At 56.2% G+C, this 14,900-nt stretch carries 30 protein-coding genes and 1 tRNA gene; 11 read left to right on the top strand and 20 right to left on the bottom strand.

What is annotated here, in order from left to right; translation table 11 throughout:
• Positions 1-14: 14 nt before the first annotated feature.
• The 20 genes from AXW11_RS09665 to AXW11_RS09570 all read right to left on the bottom strand — a co-directional run bounded on the left by AXW11_RS09665 (position 15) and on the right by AXW11_RS09570 (position 8,958).
• Positions 15-632 carry a putative metallopeptidase gene (locus tag AXW11_RS09665; RefSeq protein WP_286792223.1) on the bottom strand — a complete coding sequence of 206 codons (618 nt, stop codon included), beginning with the start codon at positions 630-632 and terminating at the stop codon, positions 15-17.
• A 19-nt stretch (positions 633-651) separates the two neighbouring features.
• A complete protein-coding gene (locus AXW11_RS09660) occupies positions 652-1,113 on the bottom strand; it encodes a hypothetical protein (RefSeq protein ID WP_286792188.1) in 462 nt (153 codons plus the stop codon).
• A complete protein-coding gene (locus tag AXW11_RS09655) occupies positions 1,113-1,283 on the bottom strand; it encodes a hypothetical protein (RefSeq protein ID WP_286792187.1) in 171 nt (56 codons plus the stop codon). Before AXW11_RS09655 ends, AXW11_RS09660 begins: the two co-directional genes overlap by 1 nt.
• Positions 1,283-1,468 carry a hypothetical protein gene (locus AXW11_RS09650; RefSeq protein ID WP_286792186.1) on the bottom strand — a complete coding sequence of 62 codons (186 nt, stop codon included), beginning with the start codon at positions 1,466-1,468 and terminating at the stop codon, positions 1,283-1,285. Before AXW11_RS09650 ends, AXW11_RS09655 begins: the two co-directional genes overlap by 1 nt.
• A 38-nt stretch (positions 1,469-1,506) precedes the next feature.
• Positions 1,507-1,899, bottom strand: coding sequence for a hypothetical protein (locus tag AXW11_RS09645; protein WP_286792185.1), 393 nt, complete (start codon positions 1,897-1,899; stop codon positions 1,507-1,509).
• A 111-nt stretch (positions 1,900-2,010) separates the two neighbouring features.
• Complete coding sequence (locus AXW11_RS09640) at positions 2,011-2,460, bottom strand: lysis protein (RefSeq protein ID WP_286792183.1); 450 nt, start codon at positions 2,458-2,460, stop codon at positions 2,011-2,013.
• On the bottom strand, positions 2,457-2,657 hold the full coding sequence (locus tag AXW11_RS09635) for a hypothetical protein (RefSeq protein ID WP_286792181.1): 201 nt from the start codon (positions 2,655-2,657) through the stop codon (positions 2,457-2,459). Before AXW11_RS09635 ends, AXW11_RS09640 begins: the two co-directional genes overlap by 4 nt.
• Positions 2,657-3,061, bottom strand: a complete 405-nt coding sequence (locus AXW11_RS09630) for a M23 family metallopeptidase (RefSeq protein WP_286792179.1) — start codon at positions 3,059-3,061, stop codon at positions 2,657-2,659. The genes AXW11_RS09635 and AXW11_RS09630 overlap by 1 nt, the downstream gene beginning before the upstream one ends.
• A gap of 16 nt (positions 3,062-3,077) precedes the next feature.
• A tRNA-Asn gene (locus AXW11_RS09625) sits at positions 3,078-3,152 on the bottom strand.
• 277 nt (positions 3,153-3,429) lie between these two features.
• A complete protein-coding gene (locus tag AXW11_RS09620; protein WP_286792178.1) occupies positions 3,430-3,966 on the bottom strand; it encodes a bacteriophage antitermination protein Q in 537 nt (178 codons plus the stop codon).
• Positions 3,966-4,163, bottom strand: coding sequence for a hypothetical protein (locus tag AXW11_RS09615; protein ID WP_286792176.1), 198 nt, complete (start codon positions 4,161-4,163; stop codon positions 3,966-3,968). The genes AXW11_RS09620 and AXW11_RS09615 overlap by 1 nt, the downstream gene beginning before the upstream one ends.
• Positions 4,163-4,570 (bottom strand): putative endonuclease domain-containing protein, encoded by a 408-nt coding sequence (locus AXW11_RS09610; protein WP_286792175.1) that lies wholly within the window; start codon positions 4,568-4,570, stop codon positions 4,163-4,165. Before AXW11_RS09610 ends, AXW11_RS09615 begins: the two co-directional genes overlap by 1 nt.
• Before the next feature lie 239 nt (positions 4,571-4,809).
• Positions 4,810-5,169, bottom strand: coding sequence for a hypothetical protein (locus tag AXW11_RS09605; RefSeq protein WP_286792174.1), 360 nt, complete (start codon positions 5,167-5,169; stop codon positions 4,810-4,812).
• A 262-nt stretch (positions 5,170-5,431) separates the two neighbouring features.
• On the bottom strand, positions 5,432-5,728 hold the full coding sequence (locus AXW11_RS09600) for a hypothetical protein (RefSeq protein WP_286792173.1): 297 nt from the start codon (positions 5,726-5,728) through the stop codon (positions 5,432-5,434).
• Entirely contained in the window at positions 5,725-6,228 is a 504-nt protein-coding gene (locus tag AXW11_RS09595; RefSeq protein WP_286792171.1) for a hypothetical protein, read from the bottom strand. Before AXW11_RS09595 ends, AXW11_RS09600 begins: the two co-directional genes overlap by 4 nt.
• On the bottom strand, positions 6,225-6,524 hold the full coding sequence (locus AXW11_RS09590; protein WP_286792169.1) for a hypothetical protein: 300 nt from the start codon (positions 6,522-6,524) through the stop codon (positions 6,225-6,227). Before AXW11_RS09590 ends, AXW11_RS09595 begins: the two co-directional genes overlap by 4 nt.
• On the bottom strand, positions 6,524-7,159 hold the full coding sequence (locus AXW11_RS09585; RefSeq protein ID WP_286792168.1) for a replication protein P: 636 nt from the start codon (positions 7,157-7,159) through the stop codon (positions 6,524-6,526). The genes AXW11_RS09590 and AXW11_RS09585 overlap by 1 nt, the downstream gene beginning before the upstream one ends.
• On the bottom strand, positions 7,089-7,958 hold the full coding sequence (locus tag AXW11_RS09580) for a DnaT-like ssDNA-binding domain-containing protein (RefSeq protein ID WP_286792167.1): 870 nt from the start codon (positions 7,956-7,958) through the stop codon (positions 7,089-7,091). Before AXW11_RS09580 ends, AXW11_RS09585 begins: the two co-directional genes overlap by 71 nt.
• Positions 7,959-8,052: 94 nt before the next feature.
• On the bottom strand, positions 8,053-8,604 hold the full coding sequence (locus AXW11_RS09575; protein ID WP_286792165.1) for a hypothetical protein: 552 nt from the start codon (positions 8,602-8,604) through the stop codon (positions 8,053-8,055).
• Between the two features lie 135 nt (positions 8,605-8,739).
• Positions 8,740-8,958, bottom strand: a complete 219-nt coding sequence (locus AXW11_RS09570) for a transcriptional regulator (RefSeq protein WP_286792164.1) — start codon at positions 8,956-8,958, stop codon at positions 8,740-8,742.
• Between the two features lie 88 nt (positions 8,959-9,046).
• Between AXW11_RS09570 and AXW11_RS09565 the strand changes: the two genes are divergently transcribed.
• The 11 genes from AXW11_RS09565 (at position 9,047) to AXW11_RS09515 (ending at position 14,881) form a co-directional block, all read left to right on the top strand.
• The gene (locus AXW11_RS09565; protein ID WP_286792163.1) at positions 9,047-9,727 is read left to right on the top strand and encodes a helix-turn-helix domain-containing protein; all 681 of its coding nucleotides are present in this window, start codon (positions 9,047-9,049) and stop codon (positions 9,725-9,727) included.
• Between the two features lie 43 nt (positions 9,728-9,770).
• Complete coding sequence (locus tag AXW11_RS09560) at positions 9,771-10,049, top strand: hypothetical protein (RefSeq protein WP_286792161.1); 279 nt, start codon at positions 9,771-9,773, stop codon at positions 10,047-10,049.
• 307 nt (positions 10,050-10,356) lie between these two features.
• The gene (locus tag AXW11_RS09555; RefSeq protein ID WP_286792159.1) at positions 10,357-10,680 is read left to right on the top strand and encodes a hypothetical protein; all 324 of its coding nucleotides are present in this window, start codon (positions 10,357-10,359) and stop codon (positions 10,678-10,680) included.
• Positions 10,677-10,814, top strand: coding sequence for a hypothetical protein (locus tag AXW11_RS09550; RefSeq protein WP_286792158.1), 138 nt, complete (start codon positions 10,677-10,679; stop codon positions 10,812-10,814). Before AXW11_RS09555 ends, AXW11_RS09550 begins: the two co-directional genes overlap by 4 nt.
• Positions 10,815-11,141: 327 nt before the next feature.
• Positions 11,142-11,420 (top strand): hypothetical protein, encoded by a 279-nt coding sequence (locus AXW11_RS09545; RefSeq protein ID WP_286792157.1) that lies wholly within the window; start codon positions 11,142-11,144, stop codon positions 11,418-11,420.
• A complete protein-coding gene (locus AXW11_RS09540) occupies positions 11,417-11,599 on the top strand; it encodes a hypothetical protein (RefSeq protein ID WP_286792155.1) in 183 nt (60 codons plus the stop codon). Before AXW11_RS09545 ends, AXW11_RS09540 begins: the two co-directional genes overlap by 4 nt.
• Positions 11,596-11,757, top strand: a complete 162-nt coding sequence (locus tag AXW11_RS09535; RefSeq protein ID WP_286792153.1) for a hypothetical protein — start codon at positions 11,596-11,598, stop codon at positions 11,755-11,757. Before AXW11_RS09540 ends, AXW11_RS09535 begins: the two co-directional genes overlap by 4 nt.
• Before the next feature lie 56 nt (positions 11,758-11,813).
• Positions 11,814-12,173, top strand: coding sequence for an Lcl C-terminal domain-containing protein (locus AXW11_RS09530; protein WP_286792152.1), 360 nt, complete (start codon positions 11,814-11,816; stop codon positions 12,171-12,173).
• 37 nt (positions 12,174-12,210) lie between these two features.
• Complete coding sequence (locus AXW11_RS09525; protein ID WP_286792150.1) at positions 12,211-12,951, top strand: recombinase RecT; 741 nt, start codon at positions 12,211-12,213, stop codon at positions 12,949-12,951.
• Positions 12,948-14,561, top strand: a complete 1,614-nt coding sequence (locus tag AXW11_RS09520) for a YqaJ viral recombinase family protein (RefSeq protein ID WP_286792149.1) — start codon at positions 12,948-12,950, stop codon at positions 14,559-14,561. Before AXW11_RS09525 ends, AXW11_RS09520 begins: the two co-directional genes overlap by 4 nt.
• A gap of 20 nt (positions 14,562-14,581) precedes the next feature.
• The gene (locus AXW11_RS09515) at positions 14,582-14,881 is read left to right on the top strand and encodes a hypothetical protein (protein WP_286792148.1); all 300 of its coding nucleotides are present in this window, start codon (positions 14,582-14,584) and stop codon (positions 14,879-14,881) included.
• The last annotated feature ends 19 nt before the right edge of the window (positions 14,882-14,900 follow it).

Raw genomic sequence — 14,900 nt, 5'->3', positions numbered from 1 at the left:
CCAGTCAGGCTTGGTCAGGAAGAAACCGCGCGCAGACAGGTTCCGCACGCTCTTGAGATGTCGGCATTGGCGACCTCCGGCTGAGCGTTACCCGCGGCTACTAACTGAGCCAGATTTCCTTCTGGGTGGCCTACCCCGTAACGGCGTACCACACCCACGAATTCCTCTACGTCATGACCCCGGATTGTCCATGTGGGAAGGCCGGTTTCCTGATTGAACTTCGGGGAACCGAACTCATCCGTGGCCTGGCCACAGTGATAAAGCTCATGCTCTACCAGAGCGGCAAAGCTGCGATCGTCTGCACCCTCGGCACAGTAGTGAGCATCCAGGGTGATCAGGAAATCGGGGATAAACCCGAACCAGTCATTGATCTGCTGCTCTTGCCTCGCCTTCTGCCAACGGTTGCATAGGAACCGGGGTATCTCAGCCATGCCAATCACCCTGCGCCCCTTGCTCTCGTTACCGCTACCAGCCCAGAGCACACCGAGAGTGGCATTCTCCAGGTGCGCATGATCTGGGTTATGCAGGGAACCGTTTTCGCTCACGATTTCTCGCTGGATCCAGTCCACCACAGCAGCGTCCGGCACCATCGGTCCGTACTCCGCGAATTCCAGCGCCTCTTCCGGCGGCATCGGCCGTGTGATCTTGGCTTTACTCTTCTTCAAGGTCCCACCAGTCCGCGTTAATCATTCGGCTACTCATCCCCCGCTCCCGGAGCATGTGAATACCGTAGTCATGGCAGACCACCTGGCCATTCAGTAAGCCGAAGTTCTTGCTCTTGGTGTCCGTGAAGAACGTAGGCAGCTTGGCCGGGAGTTCATCACGTCTCAGGGGCTGGGTACGGCGCTGCAGCAGCATGGAGCCACCCCCAGCAATCGCCACTACCGGTGCGAACCAGCGGGCATGCTTGGTGTGCTCTATCACGTTCCAGGTGTTGAATTCTTCGATGTTGTACCAGTGATGCCTCTGGGTCTCGATCTTCACAACCAGAGTGGGGTCAGGCTCCCAGACATAGACATGCCTGCTCATACCTTCGCCCAGCTTCTCACCGATGCAGATTTCCCATAGGTCCTCATGCAGCACCCCGGTGAAAAACTCCTCTGGGGCTGCCATCAGTCTTCGACCACCTCTGTTTTCATGCCCTTTTTGACCCAGTACTCAACCTTTACCGGGTCCGGCTCCCTGCCGGTGATCATGCTGATAAAGATCACTCCTCGAATGTAGAGCGGCACCCACCAGCGTACGGTCACTCTCACACTGAGGCGAAGGAACCGGCGGCTCATCAGCCCTCCACCTTCACCACAGGCGCCACGTTCATACCGGCGGCTTCCGCCCGGGCATGCACTGCACCAGCGATGTTCTCGGCCTGTGCCAGGGTCAGGTCAGTGGCCACCTGGTCCGAGCCAGTCTCTTCGCTGTAGTAGGTCACCTGGTAGCGCTCTATGGGTGTGATGCGAACTTCAATCATGCTTGCTCCTCGACCCCCTCAAGGGCCTATGGCTGGGTTTATCGCTGCTGTTCAACCGGTGGGTTCTTTTCGATAATCATTGCGTCAATCTTGGGCACTAGATCCACCGCGATATTCAGGGCCACCAAAATGGTTCCGACTATGCCGAACGCCCACATCGCGCCCTTGAAGAGGCTGGTGATCTTGCCAATGGCCTGCCCCATCTCCTTGAAGCCCTGCACCTGATCATCACGCAGACCGGTAACCTCGCTCTTGAGGTCATCAACCCCCTTCAGGGCTTGTTCCGCGCTTCGTTCGGTGAGTGCCATGCGGTGCGGGAGCCTCTCCTCTTCCAATACGCGCAGGCGATGATCATGCAGGCCTTGACCGCGCTCGAGGCCGTTCACCCGTAGAGGGATACTGTCCATTTCGCTGGGCGCCTCATGTGTCATCCTGGAAACTTCTCCACCACTGCCGAGCCAGGTAGGCCAGCACAAGCCATGAAAATAAAATGATGATCGTTGCCAGGACGGCTGCATGGGCCGTGTCCTGTGCGTATTTACTCAGCCGGCGCATTGGGTCCGAATGTACTCTTGGAGCCCGAGGATTTGCGTTGTGGCTGTGCTGATTCGCTCCCTGAGACGGAGATAATCCCGTTCAGCGGAGTCATTAAGTCGGGGGGCGGCTGCATCAGGTTCGCCGGCGGCGGCTGTTGCGCTGTCTTCACACACTGCGTTGAGGCGCAGCCGCTTACGGCCAGCAGCGAGATCATCAGTAAGCCGATCAATTTCAGCCTGTGCATCGTTCAGCTCCTGGGTGTATTTGGCGTCCAGCTCGGCAATGGCATCCTTATGGGCCTTGTCATCTGCCAAAGCGGTCTTTATCTCACCCTTCAGGGCGCCCAACTCTCTATCACCTTCGTACCAGCCCTTCGCCGTCCAGCCGACAAGCACCAGCCCTGCTGCAAGCGCCAGGGCACCAATAACTTGGGCTTGCGGAGGGATGGCGATCATTGGCTCTTCCCGCTATTCACGTAGAAGCCGAACCAGGCGGCAGCAGCACCCCAGATGCCCGTGGCAAATGTCGTTTGCGGCCCGGACGGATCAGCTAAGGCCGTGAACCAGTCGAAGGTCTGCCAGCACACGACGCCGTACAGCAGCACCAGCAAGCGGGGCACAACGCGCCACTTGTCCAGCGTTTCGGGGTTCATCACCCACCCATCGCAATCAGTGTCGGCGTCGGGTCCAGATAATCCCCGTCCTTTTTTATCTCGAAATGGACGTGATTCGGGATGCCGTGGTAACGGCTTCCAAGGTGCTGAACAAAGCCAATTACAGTATCGGCGGTGACTTCATCGCCCACCTTTACGCTGGGCTCCACATAGAAGACGCGAAAATCATAATCCTCGACGCTAATCTGCACGTATTGATAGCTGAGGTCGTCCCCGTACGGGTAGCCCAGCTTCGTAACAGTGCCCACCACTGGTGAATCAATATCCTCACCTGTGCCGGCAAGCAGATCCACGCCGTTATGTGTGCGAGGTCCACGCGATGCGCCGAAGTGACCGGATCCAAAACCATCACTACCGCGCCGCTTCAGTTCGGACAGTTTCATGATGGCCTCCTGAGTTTGGCTGGCAAGGCTGGGATCGAACCAGCGACCGACGGATTAACAGTCCGCTGCACTACCGCTGTGCTACATGCCAATCGGTTAATCCCATAGGGGTGCGGCCTGACACGATGCTATTGGTCAGATGCGGCTCCTGGTGGCCCCGGCTAGAAACCTAGCACCGATATTGCCGGTGTCAGTTCTGATTCCAGGCCGCGCCCCTATGAGCATAAAAAAACCCGCTTTCGCGGGTCGGATTTGGGGGAAGGTTTTGCTGTTTGCCTTAGGAGAACAGGTGTCTGCCTTATTTCAGAGGCAGTTTCGTATTGTGGTTAAAACTGTACATTAGCTACGGTCATTTGCACTACGGTCATTTACGCACTTTCTCTTTGCCGTAGCGCCACGATTTCTTTGCATACTTCCGCTGGCTTTCTGATGGCCTCGCGCTCCCAGCGATGCAGCTGGTCCCCGAGGGATTTCCACCATGACTTCCATTGCCGCTTGTACCAGTTGCTCTGATCGATACCAATCATCTGGCACACAAGCTCCACGGACATCGGGCCGCCGCGGCATTCATGCTGAAAGTTGAAAATTGCCACCTCTGCCAGGCGCTTAACCTTCAAGAAAGTCCGATCTTGCTTGATGTCGTCACCATGGCGCTTGATGAAGGCGGCCAGCAAATGCCGGTGCAGCGTCTTCAGGTTCACATCATCCCATTCCGGCGCGTAGCACATGATCAGAATGTCACCCAGGGGACGCTCTTGCTTCTCTACGGCCGCCATGATCTTACCCGACCATACGCCTCTACCTATGGCGTAGTTATGCGCCGACTGTGGATCACCACCAGAGCCATTTGGCTGCATCTTGTGGATACCGTAGGCCTCATGGATCATCTTCTTCGTATCAGCCATCAATCCTCTCCCTTCCGAACCAGAATCACGTAAACGAAAAGCAAGGGGCCAATCAGCCAGAAAATTGACTTGGGAATATCCTTCACAAAGTCACCTTTTTTGGCATCGATAACTTGGGCCGCCAATACCAACGACATACGCACCGACTCACCCAGCATCAGCCACAAGATCACGCACAAGGCCGTTAATCCCAGCATCACGAACACTCCTCTGCCGCCTGCACCAGGCGCTTTATGGTCTCGATGGCATGCCCCTGACGAACCATTGCCGGGGAGCACCGGTAGATGTTCCAGCCCATACGCATGGCTGCGTCATACTTGCGCAGGTCTTCTTCCATGCCTTTGGATGTTTGGTGGCGCCCTAAAGCCATTTTCCCGTTGCTGGTTTTCCCGTATCGAGTAATACCCTCTACTTCCACGGCTAGGCCAAGCCCAGGGTGAGCGAAGTCAAACCGCCAATCCCTCAAACCTGCATCAGCCAGACGCTTACGAAGGCCCTTGCCTGGCCCTCCTACAGCCATAGCGCCAAAGCGGTATTCACGATCCCAGCCGCTCAGCTTCTCGGCCATAAGGTGCAGGGCCAGCGTTTCCTCTGCTGCACTCAACGGTAAGCACCCCCGGATTTCTTATGACCCCTCATCTTTGGGCACCCCTCATCGGACAACATGTCCGGGCATATCAGCCAAATATTGCTTGGCTCTACCGTATCCCAGCCCCAGCCTGGCGGAAGCGGATCTACTGTGTCCGGGCGGGCGCCACAGCGAGCACACCGAGCCTCCATTAGCGTAATCAGCGGCCTATAGCTCATGCTCCATCCTCCTTTGCTTTTCCCTTCCCTGCGCTATCATCGTCTGTAGCCCTCGATAGCTGCGACAACCTCAGGCGGGCACGGATATTCCCCATGCTGGCGCCGGTAATGCGCCACCAAGCGTCCGAAGATGGCTTTCTCGATCTCTTTACGGGTTTTCCCCAGGCCTTGGCCTGCGAATACCGACAGGTCTCCGTGGATTCCTTGTGTGCCTTGGTGAGCCTCATAGCTCAAAGGCACGACCCACCACTGGCCTATTTCCACCTTGTTGTGCTTGGCGGTACTTCCGGCGCAGTGATGGATGCAGGCCGGTCCGAGGCCGATATAGCAGCCTTGGCTTGCCAGCCAGGCATGCCAGCGTTTTTGGGCTGCGGTTGGCGCTTTGCTGCTGTTCATTGGCTGCCCTTCTTGAGTCTGGCTTGTTCGCGAATGGCTTCATCACCGGAAATTCTTTTTCCCCCTGTGCCGTCTTCAGCCCAGTACTGGATATAAGCCAAGCGCGCTTTGCCGTGCCCACAACAAGCATTCATAACCGGTGCAGGAAGAGTTCCGAGACAGCCGTCATGGCCTTCCTGGGTGGGCCCCTTGAGGCAGTGGACACATATGCCGCGCTGCCCGCTGCCGGCGTCCTCTGGCCCGTAGTGGCTGGAGGCGTCTCTCACCGCACCACCTCCGCATGCACCTGCACAGAGGCCTTCCGCCCCTCCCAGTCGATGCCGACCCGATCCCAGATGTATTCGGGCATCTTGTTCAGCATGAAGGGGCGCTTGTTGCGGAACGTGTACTCATCCCGGATCGCTTCGCCCTGCTCATTGGGCTCACCTTCCACGGTCACCGTCATGGACCATTTACGGGGATGCTGGGCCACTGAAAGCACATTGCCGCGGGCCTTCAGCGCCAGGGTCCCCACCCGGGCGAATCGGAATAAATCAAAATCAACTGATGGACGACTCATGACACCTGCTCTCCCATGATTTCCACCAACGCCTGGATGTTCTCCAGATCCAGCGTCGGCCAGTAGTGCTCCACCACGTGCTGGCAGAACCCCGTAAACACATTTTCAAATTCGTCCTGGTCCATTTCGTCGTAGGCCAGGCTGCGCGGGTAATACATCACCGCCATATCGCCGGTAGACATCACCCGGATTGATACCGCCTCACACCCAATTTGGGCTTCTGCCTGCAATCGCTTCAGCACGTCATGGGCAGTCATGCCGCGGAAGTCATCGATGTTCTGCGCCACCAGCTCCCCGAAGAGGTGGACCATCTTGTGGTACCAGTACTCGCGCATTCGGCGGACCTGCACGGTTACCATGTCCCCGACCTTCAGGCCCTTTTCCCGCAGCCGTTTCTGGCAAAATCCGTCCGCCGGCAAAAGCACACCGGTTCTATCCAGCACCCCCACCCTCATGGGCAGGGTTTCTTTCATGCGCGACTTACGAACAGCCACCGTCACTGAAAAAGCCCCAGCTGCTGCTCTTTGATCGGGATCCGGACCAGCTTTGCTTTCTTACCCGAACCGTTGTTTTCGATCTTCCGCTGCAGCTCAGTTAGCAGGCCGTCTTTCACCAGCTTGTTCACCCGGCCGCAGACAGCGCCGTACTCAAGACCGGTACCCTCGTGTATTTCACGGCGCGTACAGGCCTTGTTCTGGGTGGATAACCACTGAACGATCTGGTCACACTGGGTCAGCTCTTTCCCGCCCTGGACGTGATCGTGATATGTGCTAACGCTCGTTTGTGCGACTGACATCACCACCCCCTGACCATTGCTTTGATGTCCGGCAGGTGCTCGCTGGCGGCCTGTTCTCGCTCAGCCTGCACCTGCTTCGATGTCTTGCTTGGAAGGCGCCCCAGTGGGGGCTCGCTCAAATTGCTGGCCTGCTGCAGAGCGCGATCGTATTCACGCTCAAAGATCTTGCGCATGTACTGGCCCCGCTCTGCCAGGTCCGTCTGCCCGGTCCAAACGGCAGCCCAGTACACACAGCGATGACTCCAAGGAAGCCACTCACTGTGCGGGGATCGGTTGCTGGCCTCTTTCCAGGCCGACTCCAGATCTGGTGCACCCACCGTCGCCGGGTCCATCCTGCAAAGGGCCAGAAACGCACCGGGGTTATCCGGTGGCCAGGATTCCTTCCTCACTGCCTCCAAACCGATACGCAGCATCACGGGCGTCACGCTCGCGTCACGAAATGCGAGCAACCACTGCCGTTTGCTCTCACGCAGGTCGTCACCCGTTTTCCAGATCGTTGGAAACCGCCGTGGCCAGGTTCTGCGGAACACCCGAAAGATTTCATCGACAACCGTGGTGAGCTCATCAGTTGACGCCCTCTGCCCAGCTTCTGTCGTCGGTGTCTTCGATTGCGGATTCGACCGAGTCCCGGTCATGGCCGTTTTTGCTAGATCGTGAGCCTGCTGCATGGGTATTCCTCCGTCGCGACTGAAGGGCCTGAATCAGCTTGTGTTCCCACTGCGACTGGGTGAGCTGATCGGATCGGGTTAGCCAGTAGGATTTGAATTCGCCCAGGGATTCCTGAGTCAGGTCACCGGCAGGGATGCCGGCCATGGTCATTCGGGCAGCGATACCGTCCGAGGGGGTCCAATCGGGGGCCATGGAAATTTTTTCACGCCCGTCCGGTGTAGAAGATGTTTTACTTCTACTCTTCTCTTCTCTTCTCCCCGTGACGTTTTGTGACGTTCGTGACGCAGCGGAATCCTGTTCTTTATCGGCGCCATTACGCTTCTTTCTCTCCCGATATTCACGGGCTCTCTGTGCGTCTGTCTTGGGCTTTTTGCGTTCTGAATCTGGCGTATTGAATTCACTGAAGTTGTTGAATGTTAAGCCGTTTTCATCATCTTCTGAGACCCAGCCAACCGCTTCCATTGCAACACCGAATCCAGGAATGCCCGCTATGTCATCAAGGTCCATGATGGTCATGAAATCGACCGCCTCACTCGACTTGATCACGGCATTGACCGCGCCCCACACTTCAAGCAAACCGCACACCGTCACGCGAGTTACGTTCTCAAACGTGACGACTTCCGTGACGGCGTCACGACATGTCATCTGCTGGGGATCGGTCCACCAGTTCATGAATTCACGGTCAAACGAAAGCTGACGAGCCATAGCGATCACCCGGGGGTGACGCCGTAAGTTCGTCCGCATCTTGATCCAGTCACCAGCCATCAGTGATGCCGCTCCCGGTGTTCGCAAATGGCTTCACAGACCACGCAGGCCAAAATAGGCACGAGCCAGGCCACGAGAAAGCCAGCATCGAAGCTCATGCAGCCCCCCGCTTGTCCTCTGCCATAGCCCTGAGAGCCGCAGCCACCTGCTTGCTGCTGGAGCTGTCGTCATCGAACGCCATGGCCGCAGCTTCAAGCTGTTCGGCGGTCATACCCAGGTGCTTGCCCGTGGCCAAACTGAAGCGCAGATGATCGGTCTGTTCGTCGTGCTGCTGATCCAGACTGAGCACATCCACCAGTTCTGCCGCCGCACTCTTCCCGCGAGGGAAAATCATCACCTTGGCAGCCGACTGAAACGGCTCAGGAAGGCAGTCGATGAATGTGAAGCCCACAGACATGGGCAGGGAGGTATGGCCGCTCAGCATGGCGCCAAGGCGCTTGGCGGCTTTGCGGGGGTCATCGATTGGCAGATGTGGCGCCCTGCTGTGACCCTGAAGCTTCTCAGCCAGATCACCGGCTACCCGGGCTTGCATGCCATTACGGTGGCGGCCCAGCATGCGCCAGATTTCCTCCAGCTTTTCTTCCTGCGAGCCCTGGTCTCGGACCAGCTGGGGCACCTGCCCCAAGATTTTGTTCAGTTCGTCCATTACCTTGGTCCCCATGGATAACTTGATTGCACAAACTTCAATTCTTCAAATGCGGGCCATCGTGGAGTGCTGGCCCCAGAGGCGCCTTAACCGGGAGTTGTGCCTGCTGCGTTTACAACACGGCACTGCCCGGCTTCAGGCGGCTGTTTCATCCCAAGGAAAGTCTGGGCAAAGATCCTGTCGAGTGAATTTTCCCCCAGTAGCCTTTTCCGCTCTTACAGCGGCCGAAGGCTTTGGCTTAAACAATTCCCGACACCATCCAGATACTGTTGACTGATCAACCTTTACGGCTTGCGCAGTGGCCTCCTGGGTGCCGAAATGCTTAACGAGGCGCTTATAGATGTTGTCGTCCATAGTCGGTCCTGAATATGAGATTTCTCATAGGATATTACATGAGAACTCTCATTTGCAAGAGTATGAGCCACCTCATATAAGATCGGGTATGAATATTCAGATGCGAATGGTGGCCGCTCGCGAGCATGCAGGGCTGACCCAGAAAGAGCTTGCCGAAAAGGTGTATCAGATTTCCGGCCGCAAGTTGGACCAGGCGGTTATCTCGAACCTTGAGCGTGGCAAGGCTGCGAGCTCTAAACGTCTACCCGATATAGCGAAAGCCTGCGGAGTCAGGACAGACTGGTTGACGCTTGGGGAGGGCGAAATGGTTCCCACCACAGCGGTGCGGGAAAATTCAGCTGACTACGACGTATCCCCCGGCCCCGGCATCGTCCAAGGCCAGATCCCCATTATCAGCTACGTGCGGGCGGGTGATTTCTGCGAGGCCGAAGACCCATTCGAGCCGGGGGATGCAGATGAATGGTTGCCCTTCCGTCCGCCAGGCGCCGGGCCGCGAACCTATGCCTTGAAGGTAGAGGGTGAGAGCAATGATCCTCGCATAAGGAACGGAGAGGTGGTGATCGTGGACCCGGATAAAGCACCTGATCCGGGTAAATACGTGGTGGCCAAGCGCCATAGCGACAGCAAAGTCACACTCAAGCAGCTATCTCTGGCCGAAGGTGAGTACTTCTTGAAACCAGGCAATCGAGACTGGCCAGAGCCCATCATCAAGGTGGACGGGGATTGGTCTATTTGTGGCGTGGTAATCGGCAAGTACGATCCAATGTGAGCCAATAGTTGGTCAGCACTGAATAACAAAAGGAAGGGATACCATGAGCTTAATGACCGTTTTGATCGTCATTGCTGTTGTTGCACTGATCGCCTGGGGCGTGACAAAGGCGCAAACCGAGAAGGCTTCCGGCGAAACCAGTGACTTACCGGAGGTCCAGGCTCAGCGCGTAAAGGTGGTGGATATAGATATGCCTTTCGGCTCCATGGTGACCTTTATGGTCAAATGGTCGCTTGCCTCTATCCCCGCACTGATGATCTTGGCTCTATTCGGCTTTGCCGTCGCTATGGTGTTTGGTGCTATGACGGGTGCCAGATACTAGCCACAGGATTGGCAGCACAAAGGCGGCTAATGATTATTTCTTATTTTTGGCTCAATATCTTTGGCAGGCACGAGGCTCTCTGCTAGTATTTTTCGCCGCGAAATCTCGCACTAAGCGAATTCGCTGCCAGAGATTGTAGGACAGCACGCTGTCCGTCTGTCGAAAAAATGGCCATCTTCATCGTCATTTCTGGCTATGGCGTGTTTTTTTTACAAACAATAAAAAGCATAACCTATTGTTTTTCCTAAAGAATGGAACCGCTGTACTTTCGTTCAGTAGACTTACTATAAAAAAAGGGTTGGTATAGATGACAGATAAGGAAATCGCGGATCTTGTGGATAAACTTTACTCGGGTATACTTCACACCGCTAACTTGGTGCTTAGAAATTGCTCGAATTTCCACATCACGATTTTGCAGAAGGAAAACCCTTCGTACGATGAAGTGGCTAATCACCTTGAAAAGATTTGCCAAGTCCTAGAAGTGCTGGCCGATGAAGACGGTGATATGACCGCTCAAAAAGCCAGAGATTATGCAATGCATGTGAAACAGATCGCTGCAGCCATAGTCAAAGGGGACGAGAGCGAACTACAAGATCAATTGGATCAATTAACTAGGAGGTCGTTTCTATGACAAAAACCGACAAAAAAGGGATGCTAAATGAAGCGCTGTCTCTGATTGAGTCAGTTAATTCAACTCTGGAATCTGCCTACCAAAAACATCTTCACGCGGTAGCAGACCTAGAAGAGCCCAAGCAAGCAGCTTAAGCTCAGCCGCACACAAAAAAGCCCGCTTCAGCGGGCTTTTTTGTGTCCATCATATTGTTCTAGCACAACCCTCCCCTACCAGGCACACCCTCCGCACAGAGTTCGCTAGCGAACTTTATCCAGAACACAGATATTCCGGGCCCGTCGGCTTCGACTCAGATATTTGAGCTTTGTTCCGCTGCTCCTCAACCGGTCATTTTGGGCCTACTTTATATTTCTCATATTTTTTATGAGTTATCTCATTGACACCACTTATGAGATTTCTCATACTAGCCTCACGTTACTCAAACAACACGACAACAACAGCGCGGATCCAAGGAGACAGACATGAACGAACTTATGGCCATTGAGCGCCTGACAGGCACTGCCGTGCTGGAAGCAAGCGCGTTGTGCAATCCGAATGTAGACCGCCGCGCTGCCGAAAAAATAGAAGGTGAATGGCGTGGTCGGTGGCTGCTGGCTCTCCACCTCTGCGGACACGGCCACCCCGTCACCCTGATCTGCTACCGAGGGCAGACGCTTATTACCGCAGCCATCAACAACCTATTTGGTCTTCCTACCCCGATGCCTGCGGATTTAATGATCTATCCCCAGGAGGCTGCATGAAAGAGACGGCCCCTTTCGCCAAGCGCATGGAACGCCAGCGTATTCAGGAGCAGACAGAAGCCTTCCTGGCTGCCGGCGGCTCCATTCGCAAGTTCGGCGTAACCAGCAGCGTCACCGGCAAAAGCAGCTTCACATCGATCAACAAGCGCAAGAAAGCAGCTGAAGGAGCAGACGCATGAGCCTGGTAACCCGAGTCCCAGATAACGCCGTTGGCCGCCAACTGTTGGCCGATGCCCACGAAGCGCGTGAGCGAAACATTCAGGAAGCAGCCCGTCGGGCACGCCACCCGAATCGCTTCCACCGCTTCTGGAAACAGTTAACAGAACGACAGCGCTGATCTGTTGTTTCACGGGGCTCCCCGCCCCTTTTTGTTCAAGCAAAGAGGCATTTCAAATGCAGCGTTTCATTGATCACAGCGTAGTAACAGACACCAAAACCGGCTTGCAGTGGACGAAGGCCACAGTGGCCGAGGACGTGACCTTTGAGAAAGCCCAGGAGGCAGTAGAAGCCCTGGGGAAAGGCTGGCGCCTGCCCACCGTAGACGAGCTGTTCTCCTTGGTAGATCACAGCAAACACGAGCCCGCTATCGACTCCGACGCCTTTCCGGACACCAAGAACGATTGCTACTGGACCAGTACGCCGTGTGCCTGGAATGACACCGCTGTTTGGGTCGTCTACTTCGACGACGGCGGTGTCTACCACGGCCACCGCAGCAGCTACGCGTGTGTTCGGGCGGTTCGTTCCGGTCAGTAATTCTTTGTTTTTTTTGATTCCTTGCCAGGAGAAAAACATGAACGCGATTGCGCAGACCAACGGCTTCGCCTTGAAGCCAAACAGTATGCAGGAAGCCATGCAGATGGCGGAAATGCTGTCAGGCAGCGAAATGGTGCCGAAGAACTACCAGCGCAAACCACAGGACACATTGGTGGCCATGATGATGGGCAGTGAGCTGGGCCTGAACCCTATCCAGGCATTGCAGAACATCGCCGTCATTAACGGGAAGCCGGCCATTTATGGCGATGCCCTTCTGGCGCTGGTTCAGAACCATCCGAAGTTTGGCGGCCATGAAGAGAGCTTTGACGAGCAGACCATGACAGCCACTTGCACCGTCTGGCGTAAGGGTGACGCACAGAAGCACACCGTTTCCTTCAGCCAGGCAGATGCCCAAAAAGCGAACCTCTGGGATAAGCAAGGCCCATGGAAACAGTACCCCAAGCGGATGCTGATGTGGCGTGCTCGTGGCTATGCCCTGCGGGACAAATTCGCCGATGCCCTGGGCGGCCTGATTACGGTCGAAGAGGCGCGGGACATTCCTGAAGAACGGGACATTACGCCGCCTCGTGATGCGCAGGCGTCAGAGCTTCCCGAATACCCACAGGGGCGCCTTGAGCAGAAGCTGCCCGACTTCAGCGCCAGCGTGGAAGGCGGCACCGACCCTCAAGACATCATTGGCTTCCTGGAATCCAAATACACCCTGGCCGAATCCCAGCGCCAGCAAATTCTTGGCCTCAAGCAAGGAGCAGAAGCATGAAATTCAATCTCGGCAAACTCGTAAAAGTTGAGCAGGGATCCCCGGAGTGGCTGGCACTGCGCGCAGAGCGTGACACGGCCAGTGAGGCGCCGGCGATGGTGGGCAAGAGCAAATACCAGACTCGCAATGGCCTGATGGATCAGAAAGCCACTGGCGTGGTTCCTGAGCCCAGCGAGCGCCAGCAAAAGGCGTTCGATAAGGGCCACAAGGCCGAAGCGGCAGCGCGTCCCATTGCAGACGCAATGATTGATGACGAGCTGTACCCGGTGGTGCTTGATGATGCCGAGGGCGGGTATCTCGCATCCATGGATGGCCTGACCATGTGCCGCAAAATCGGCTGGGAACACAAGTGGCTGAATGCTGACCTTGCCGCCCAGATTGACGCCGGCGAGCTGGACGAGCATTACCGGATCCAGCTTGATCAGCAGTTCGCCCTTTCCGGTGCCGAACGGATCCTGTTCATGGCTTCTGATGGCACCAAGGAAAACTGCAAGCACCTGTGGATTGAGCGCGATGAGTCCCGCTTTGCTGCACTGGAATCTGGATGGGAGCAGTTCCGGGCCGATCTGGCCGAATACCAGCCCCGCGAGACGGCGCCGGAAGTTACCGGTGCCACCACTCAAGACCTGCCGGCGGTATCCGTTCAGGTAAGCGGCGAACTGTCCATCGTGGACAACTTCGACCGCTTTGAATCTGCCCTGAAACACTTCATTGACGAGGTGCTGGTACGGGACCCGAAAAACGACCAGGACTTTGCCGATCTGGACAACCAGGTGAAGCAGCTGAAGAAGGCGGAAGACGCCCTGGATTCCGCCGAAGCCCAACTGCTGGCACAGGTTGAAGCCGTGGACAACGCCAAGCGCCGAAAGGACATGCTGCACAAGCTGGCCCGCGATAACCGCCTGATGGCAGAGAAACTGGTTAAGAGCCAGAAGCAGGCCATCAAACTGGAAATTGCCCAGCAGGGCAAGCAGGCCGTCGAAGAACACGGCGCCAAGGTTCAGGCCACGCTGGACGGCTACGCCCTGCCCCGTGTCGATACCGATTTCAATGCTGCCATGAAGGGCAAGCGCACCATCACCTCCCTGCAGGATGCAGCGGACAACGAAGTAGCCCGCGCAAAAATTGCTATCAATGAAGCTGCCGACCTGATTCGCGCCAACGCCAATACTATTGCCGACGCTGGCTATGAATTCCTGTTTGCCGACCGGCAGCAGCTGGCACTGAAAGACAGCGAGTTGGTGAAGCTGGAAGTGGCAAACCGAATCAGCAACCACAAGCAGGAAGAAGAGCGCCGCCTGGAAACTGAGCGCCAGCGCATTGCTGCCGAGGAAAAGGCCAAAGCAGAGAGCGAAGCGCAGCAGCAGGCCGAGGCTGAATCAATGGCTCGCAAGCTTGCTGAATCCCCCGTCACTACGCCTGAGCCAGAAAATCCCGCCCATGTGAAAAGCGAGCCCCGCGCCGAATATAAGGCGGAATCCACCGAAACGGAGCGCCCCAGCGACATGATGCTGCTGCACGTTATCGCTGACCGCTTTGGTGTCAACGTGCAGACCGCTGCCGAGTGGGTGCTTGGCATGAGCCAAGAAATACTTAAGGAAGTCGCGTAGCGATATTGGGAGATCCCGAAATGAAAATTCCCTTAGCCCTGCTTGCCATTATTCCTTGTTTCGCCGTGGCTGAGCCAACTCTCTACCTGCAGGGAGGGTTGGGCTACCAGATCGGCATGACGGAACGCTGGACCTACGAAGGCGAGCGCCGCAAGAGCGTCCACAAGATGGATCTGCCCGACACCGTTGGCTCTTTCGTCGCCGGCGTGGAATACCGCGGCTTCCTGATCGAAGCCCAGCACGTCAGTTCAATCGAGACCGGTAAAGACCACGGATTCAACGTGGTCACCGCCGGGTACCGATGGGAATTCAGTTTCTAAGCAAGCAGTAAAAAACATC

This window comes from Marinobacter sp. Hex_13 (genome assembly GCF_001566815.1).
In the GTDB taxonomy this organism is placed as follows: domain Bacteria; phylum Pseudomonadota; class Gammaproteobacteria; order Pseudomonadales; family Oleiphilaceae; genus Marinobacter; species Marinobacter salarius.
Note: the sequence above shows the minus strand (reverse complement) of the source record. Positions and strands in the feature narration are given on the sequence as shown.

Excerpts from the sequence above, each read along its gene's own strand:
- AXW11_RS09585 (WP_286792168.1), bottom strand. The coding sequence starts at position 7,159 with ATGACCGGGACTCGGTCGAATCCGCAATCGAAGACACCGACGACAGAA.
- AXW11_RS09545 (WP_286792157.1), top strand. The coding sequence starts at position 11,142 with ATGAACGAACTTATGGCCATTGAGCGCCTGACAGGCACTGCCGTGCTG.
- AXW11_RS09605 (WP_286792174.1), bottom strand. The coding sequence starts at position 5,169 with ATGAACAGCAGCAAAGCGCCAACCGCAGCCCAAAAACGCTGGCATGCC.
- AXW11_RS09590 (WP_286792169.1), bottom strand. The coding sequence starts at position 6,524 with ATGTCAGTCGCACAAACGAGCGTTAGCACATATCACGATCACGTCCAG.
- AXW11_RS09615 (WP_286792176.1), bottom strand. The coding sequence starts at position 4,163 with ATGCTGGGATTAACGGCCTTGTGCGTGATCTTGTGGCTGATGCTGGGT.
- AXW11_RS09565 (WP_286792163.1), top strand. The coding sequence starts at position 9,047 with ATGAATATTCAGATGCGAATGGTGGCCGCTCGCGAGCATGCAGGGCTG.
- AXW11_RS09550 (WP_286792158.1), top strand. The coding sequence starts at position 10,677 with ATGACAAAAACCGACAAAAAAGGGATGCTAAATGAAGCGCTGTCTCTG.
- AXW11_RS09635 (WP_286792181.1), bottom strand. The coding sequence starts at position 2,657 with ATGAACCCCGAAACGCTGGACAAGTGGCGCGTTGTGCCCCGCTTGCTG.
- AXW11_RS09660 (WP_286792188.1), bottom strand. The coding sequence starts at position 1,113 with ATGGCAGCCCCAGAGGAGTTTTTCACCGGGGTGCTGCATGAGGACCTA.
- AXW11_RS09580 (WP_286792167.1), bottom strand. The coding sequence starts at position 7,958 with ATGGCTGGTGACTGGATCAAGATGCGGACGAACTTACGGCGTCACCCC.
- AXW11_RS09555 (WP_286792159.1), top strand. The coding sequence starts at position 10,357 with ATGACAGATAAGGAAATCGCGGATCTTGTGGATAAACTTTACTCGGGT.
- AXW11_RS09515 (WP_286792148.1), top strand. The coding sequence starts at position 14,582 with ATGAAAATTCCCTTAGCCCTGCTTGCCATTATTCCTTGTTTCGCCGTG.
- AXW11_RS09645 (WP_286792185.1), bottom strand. The coding sequence starts at position 1,899 with ATGACACATGAGGCGCCCAGCGAAATGGACAGTATCCCTCTACGGGTG.
- AXW11_RS09540 (WP_286792155.1), top strand. The coding sequence starts at position 11,417 with ATGAAAGAGACGGCCCCTTTCGCCAAGCGCATGGAACGCCAGCGTATT.
- AXW11_RS09530 (WP_286792152.1), top strand. The coding sequence starts at position 11,814 with ATGCAGCGTTTCATTGATCACAGCGTAGTAACAGACACCAAAACCGGC.
- AXW11_RS09525 (WP_286792150.1), top strand. The coding sequence starts at position 12,211 with ATGAACGCGATTGCGCAGACCAACGGCTTCGCCTTGAAGCCAAACAGT.
- AXW11_RS09655 (WP_286792187.1), bottom strand. The coding sequence starts at position 1,283 with ATGAGCCGCCGGTTCCTTCGCCTCAGTGTGAGAGTGACCGTACGCTGG.
- AXW11_RS09560 (WP_286792161.1), top strand. The coding sequence starts at position 9,771 with ATGAGCTTAATGACCGTTTTGATCGTCATTGCTGTTGTTGCACTGATC.
- AXW11_RS09620 (WP_286792178.1), bottom strand. The coding sequence starts at position 3,966 with ATGGCTGATACGAAGAAGATGATCCATGAGGCCTACGGTATCCACAAG.
- AXW11_RS09600 (WP_286792173.1), bottom strand. The coding sequence starts at position 5,728 with ATGAGTCGTCCATCAGTTGATTTTGATTTATTCCGATTCGCCCGGGTG.
- AXW11_RS09640 (WP_286792183.1), bottom strand. The coding sequence starts at position 2,460 with ATGATCGCCATCCCTCCGCAAGCCCAAGTTATTGGTGCCCTGGCGCTT.
- AXW11_RS09570 (WP_286792164.1), bottom strand. The coding sequence starts at position 8,958 with ATGGACGACAACATCTATAAGCGCCTCGTTAAGCATTTCGGCACCCAG.
- AXW11_RS09630 (WP_286792179.1), bottom strand. The coding sequence starts at position 3,061 with ATGAAACTGTCCGAACTGAAGCGGCGCGGTAGTGATGGTTTTGGATCC.
- AXW11_RS09575 (WP_286792165.1), bottom strand. The coding sequence starts at position 8,604 with ATGGACGAACTGAACAAAATCTTGGGGCAGGTGCCCCAGCTGGTCCGA.
- AXW11_RS09650 (WP_286792186.1), bottom strand. The coding sequence starts at position 1,468 with ATGATTGAAGTTCGCATCACACCCATAGAGCGCTACCAGGTGACCTAC.
- AXW11_RS09520 (WP_286792149.1), top strand. The coding sequence starts at position 12,948 with ATGAAATTCAATCTCGGCAAACTCGTAAAAGTTGAGCAGGGATCCCCG.
- AXW11_RS09665 (WP_286792223.1), bottom strand. The coding sequence starts at position 632 with ATGCCGCCGGAAGAGGCGCTGGAATTCGCGGAGTACGGACCGATGGTG.
- AXW11_RS09535 (WP_286792153.1), top strand. The coding sequence starts at position 11,596 with ATGAGCCTGGTAACCCGAGTCCCAGATAACGCCGTTGGCCGCCAACTG.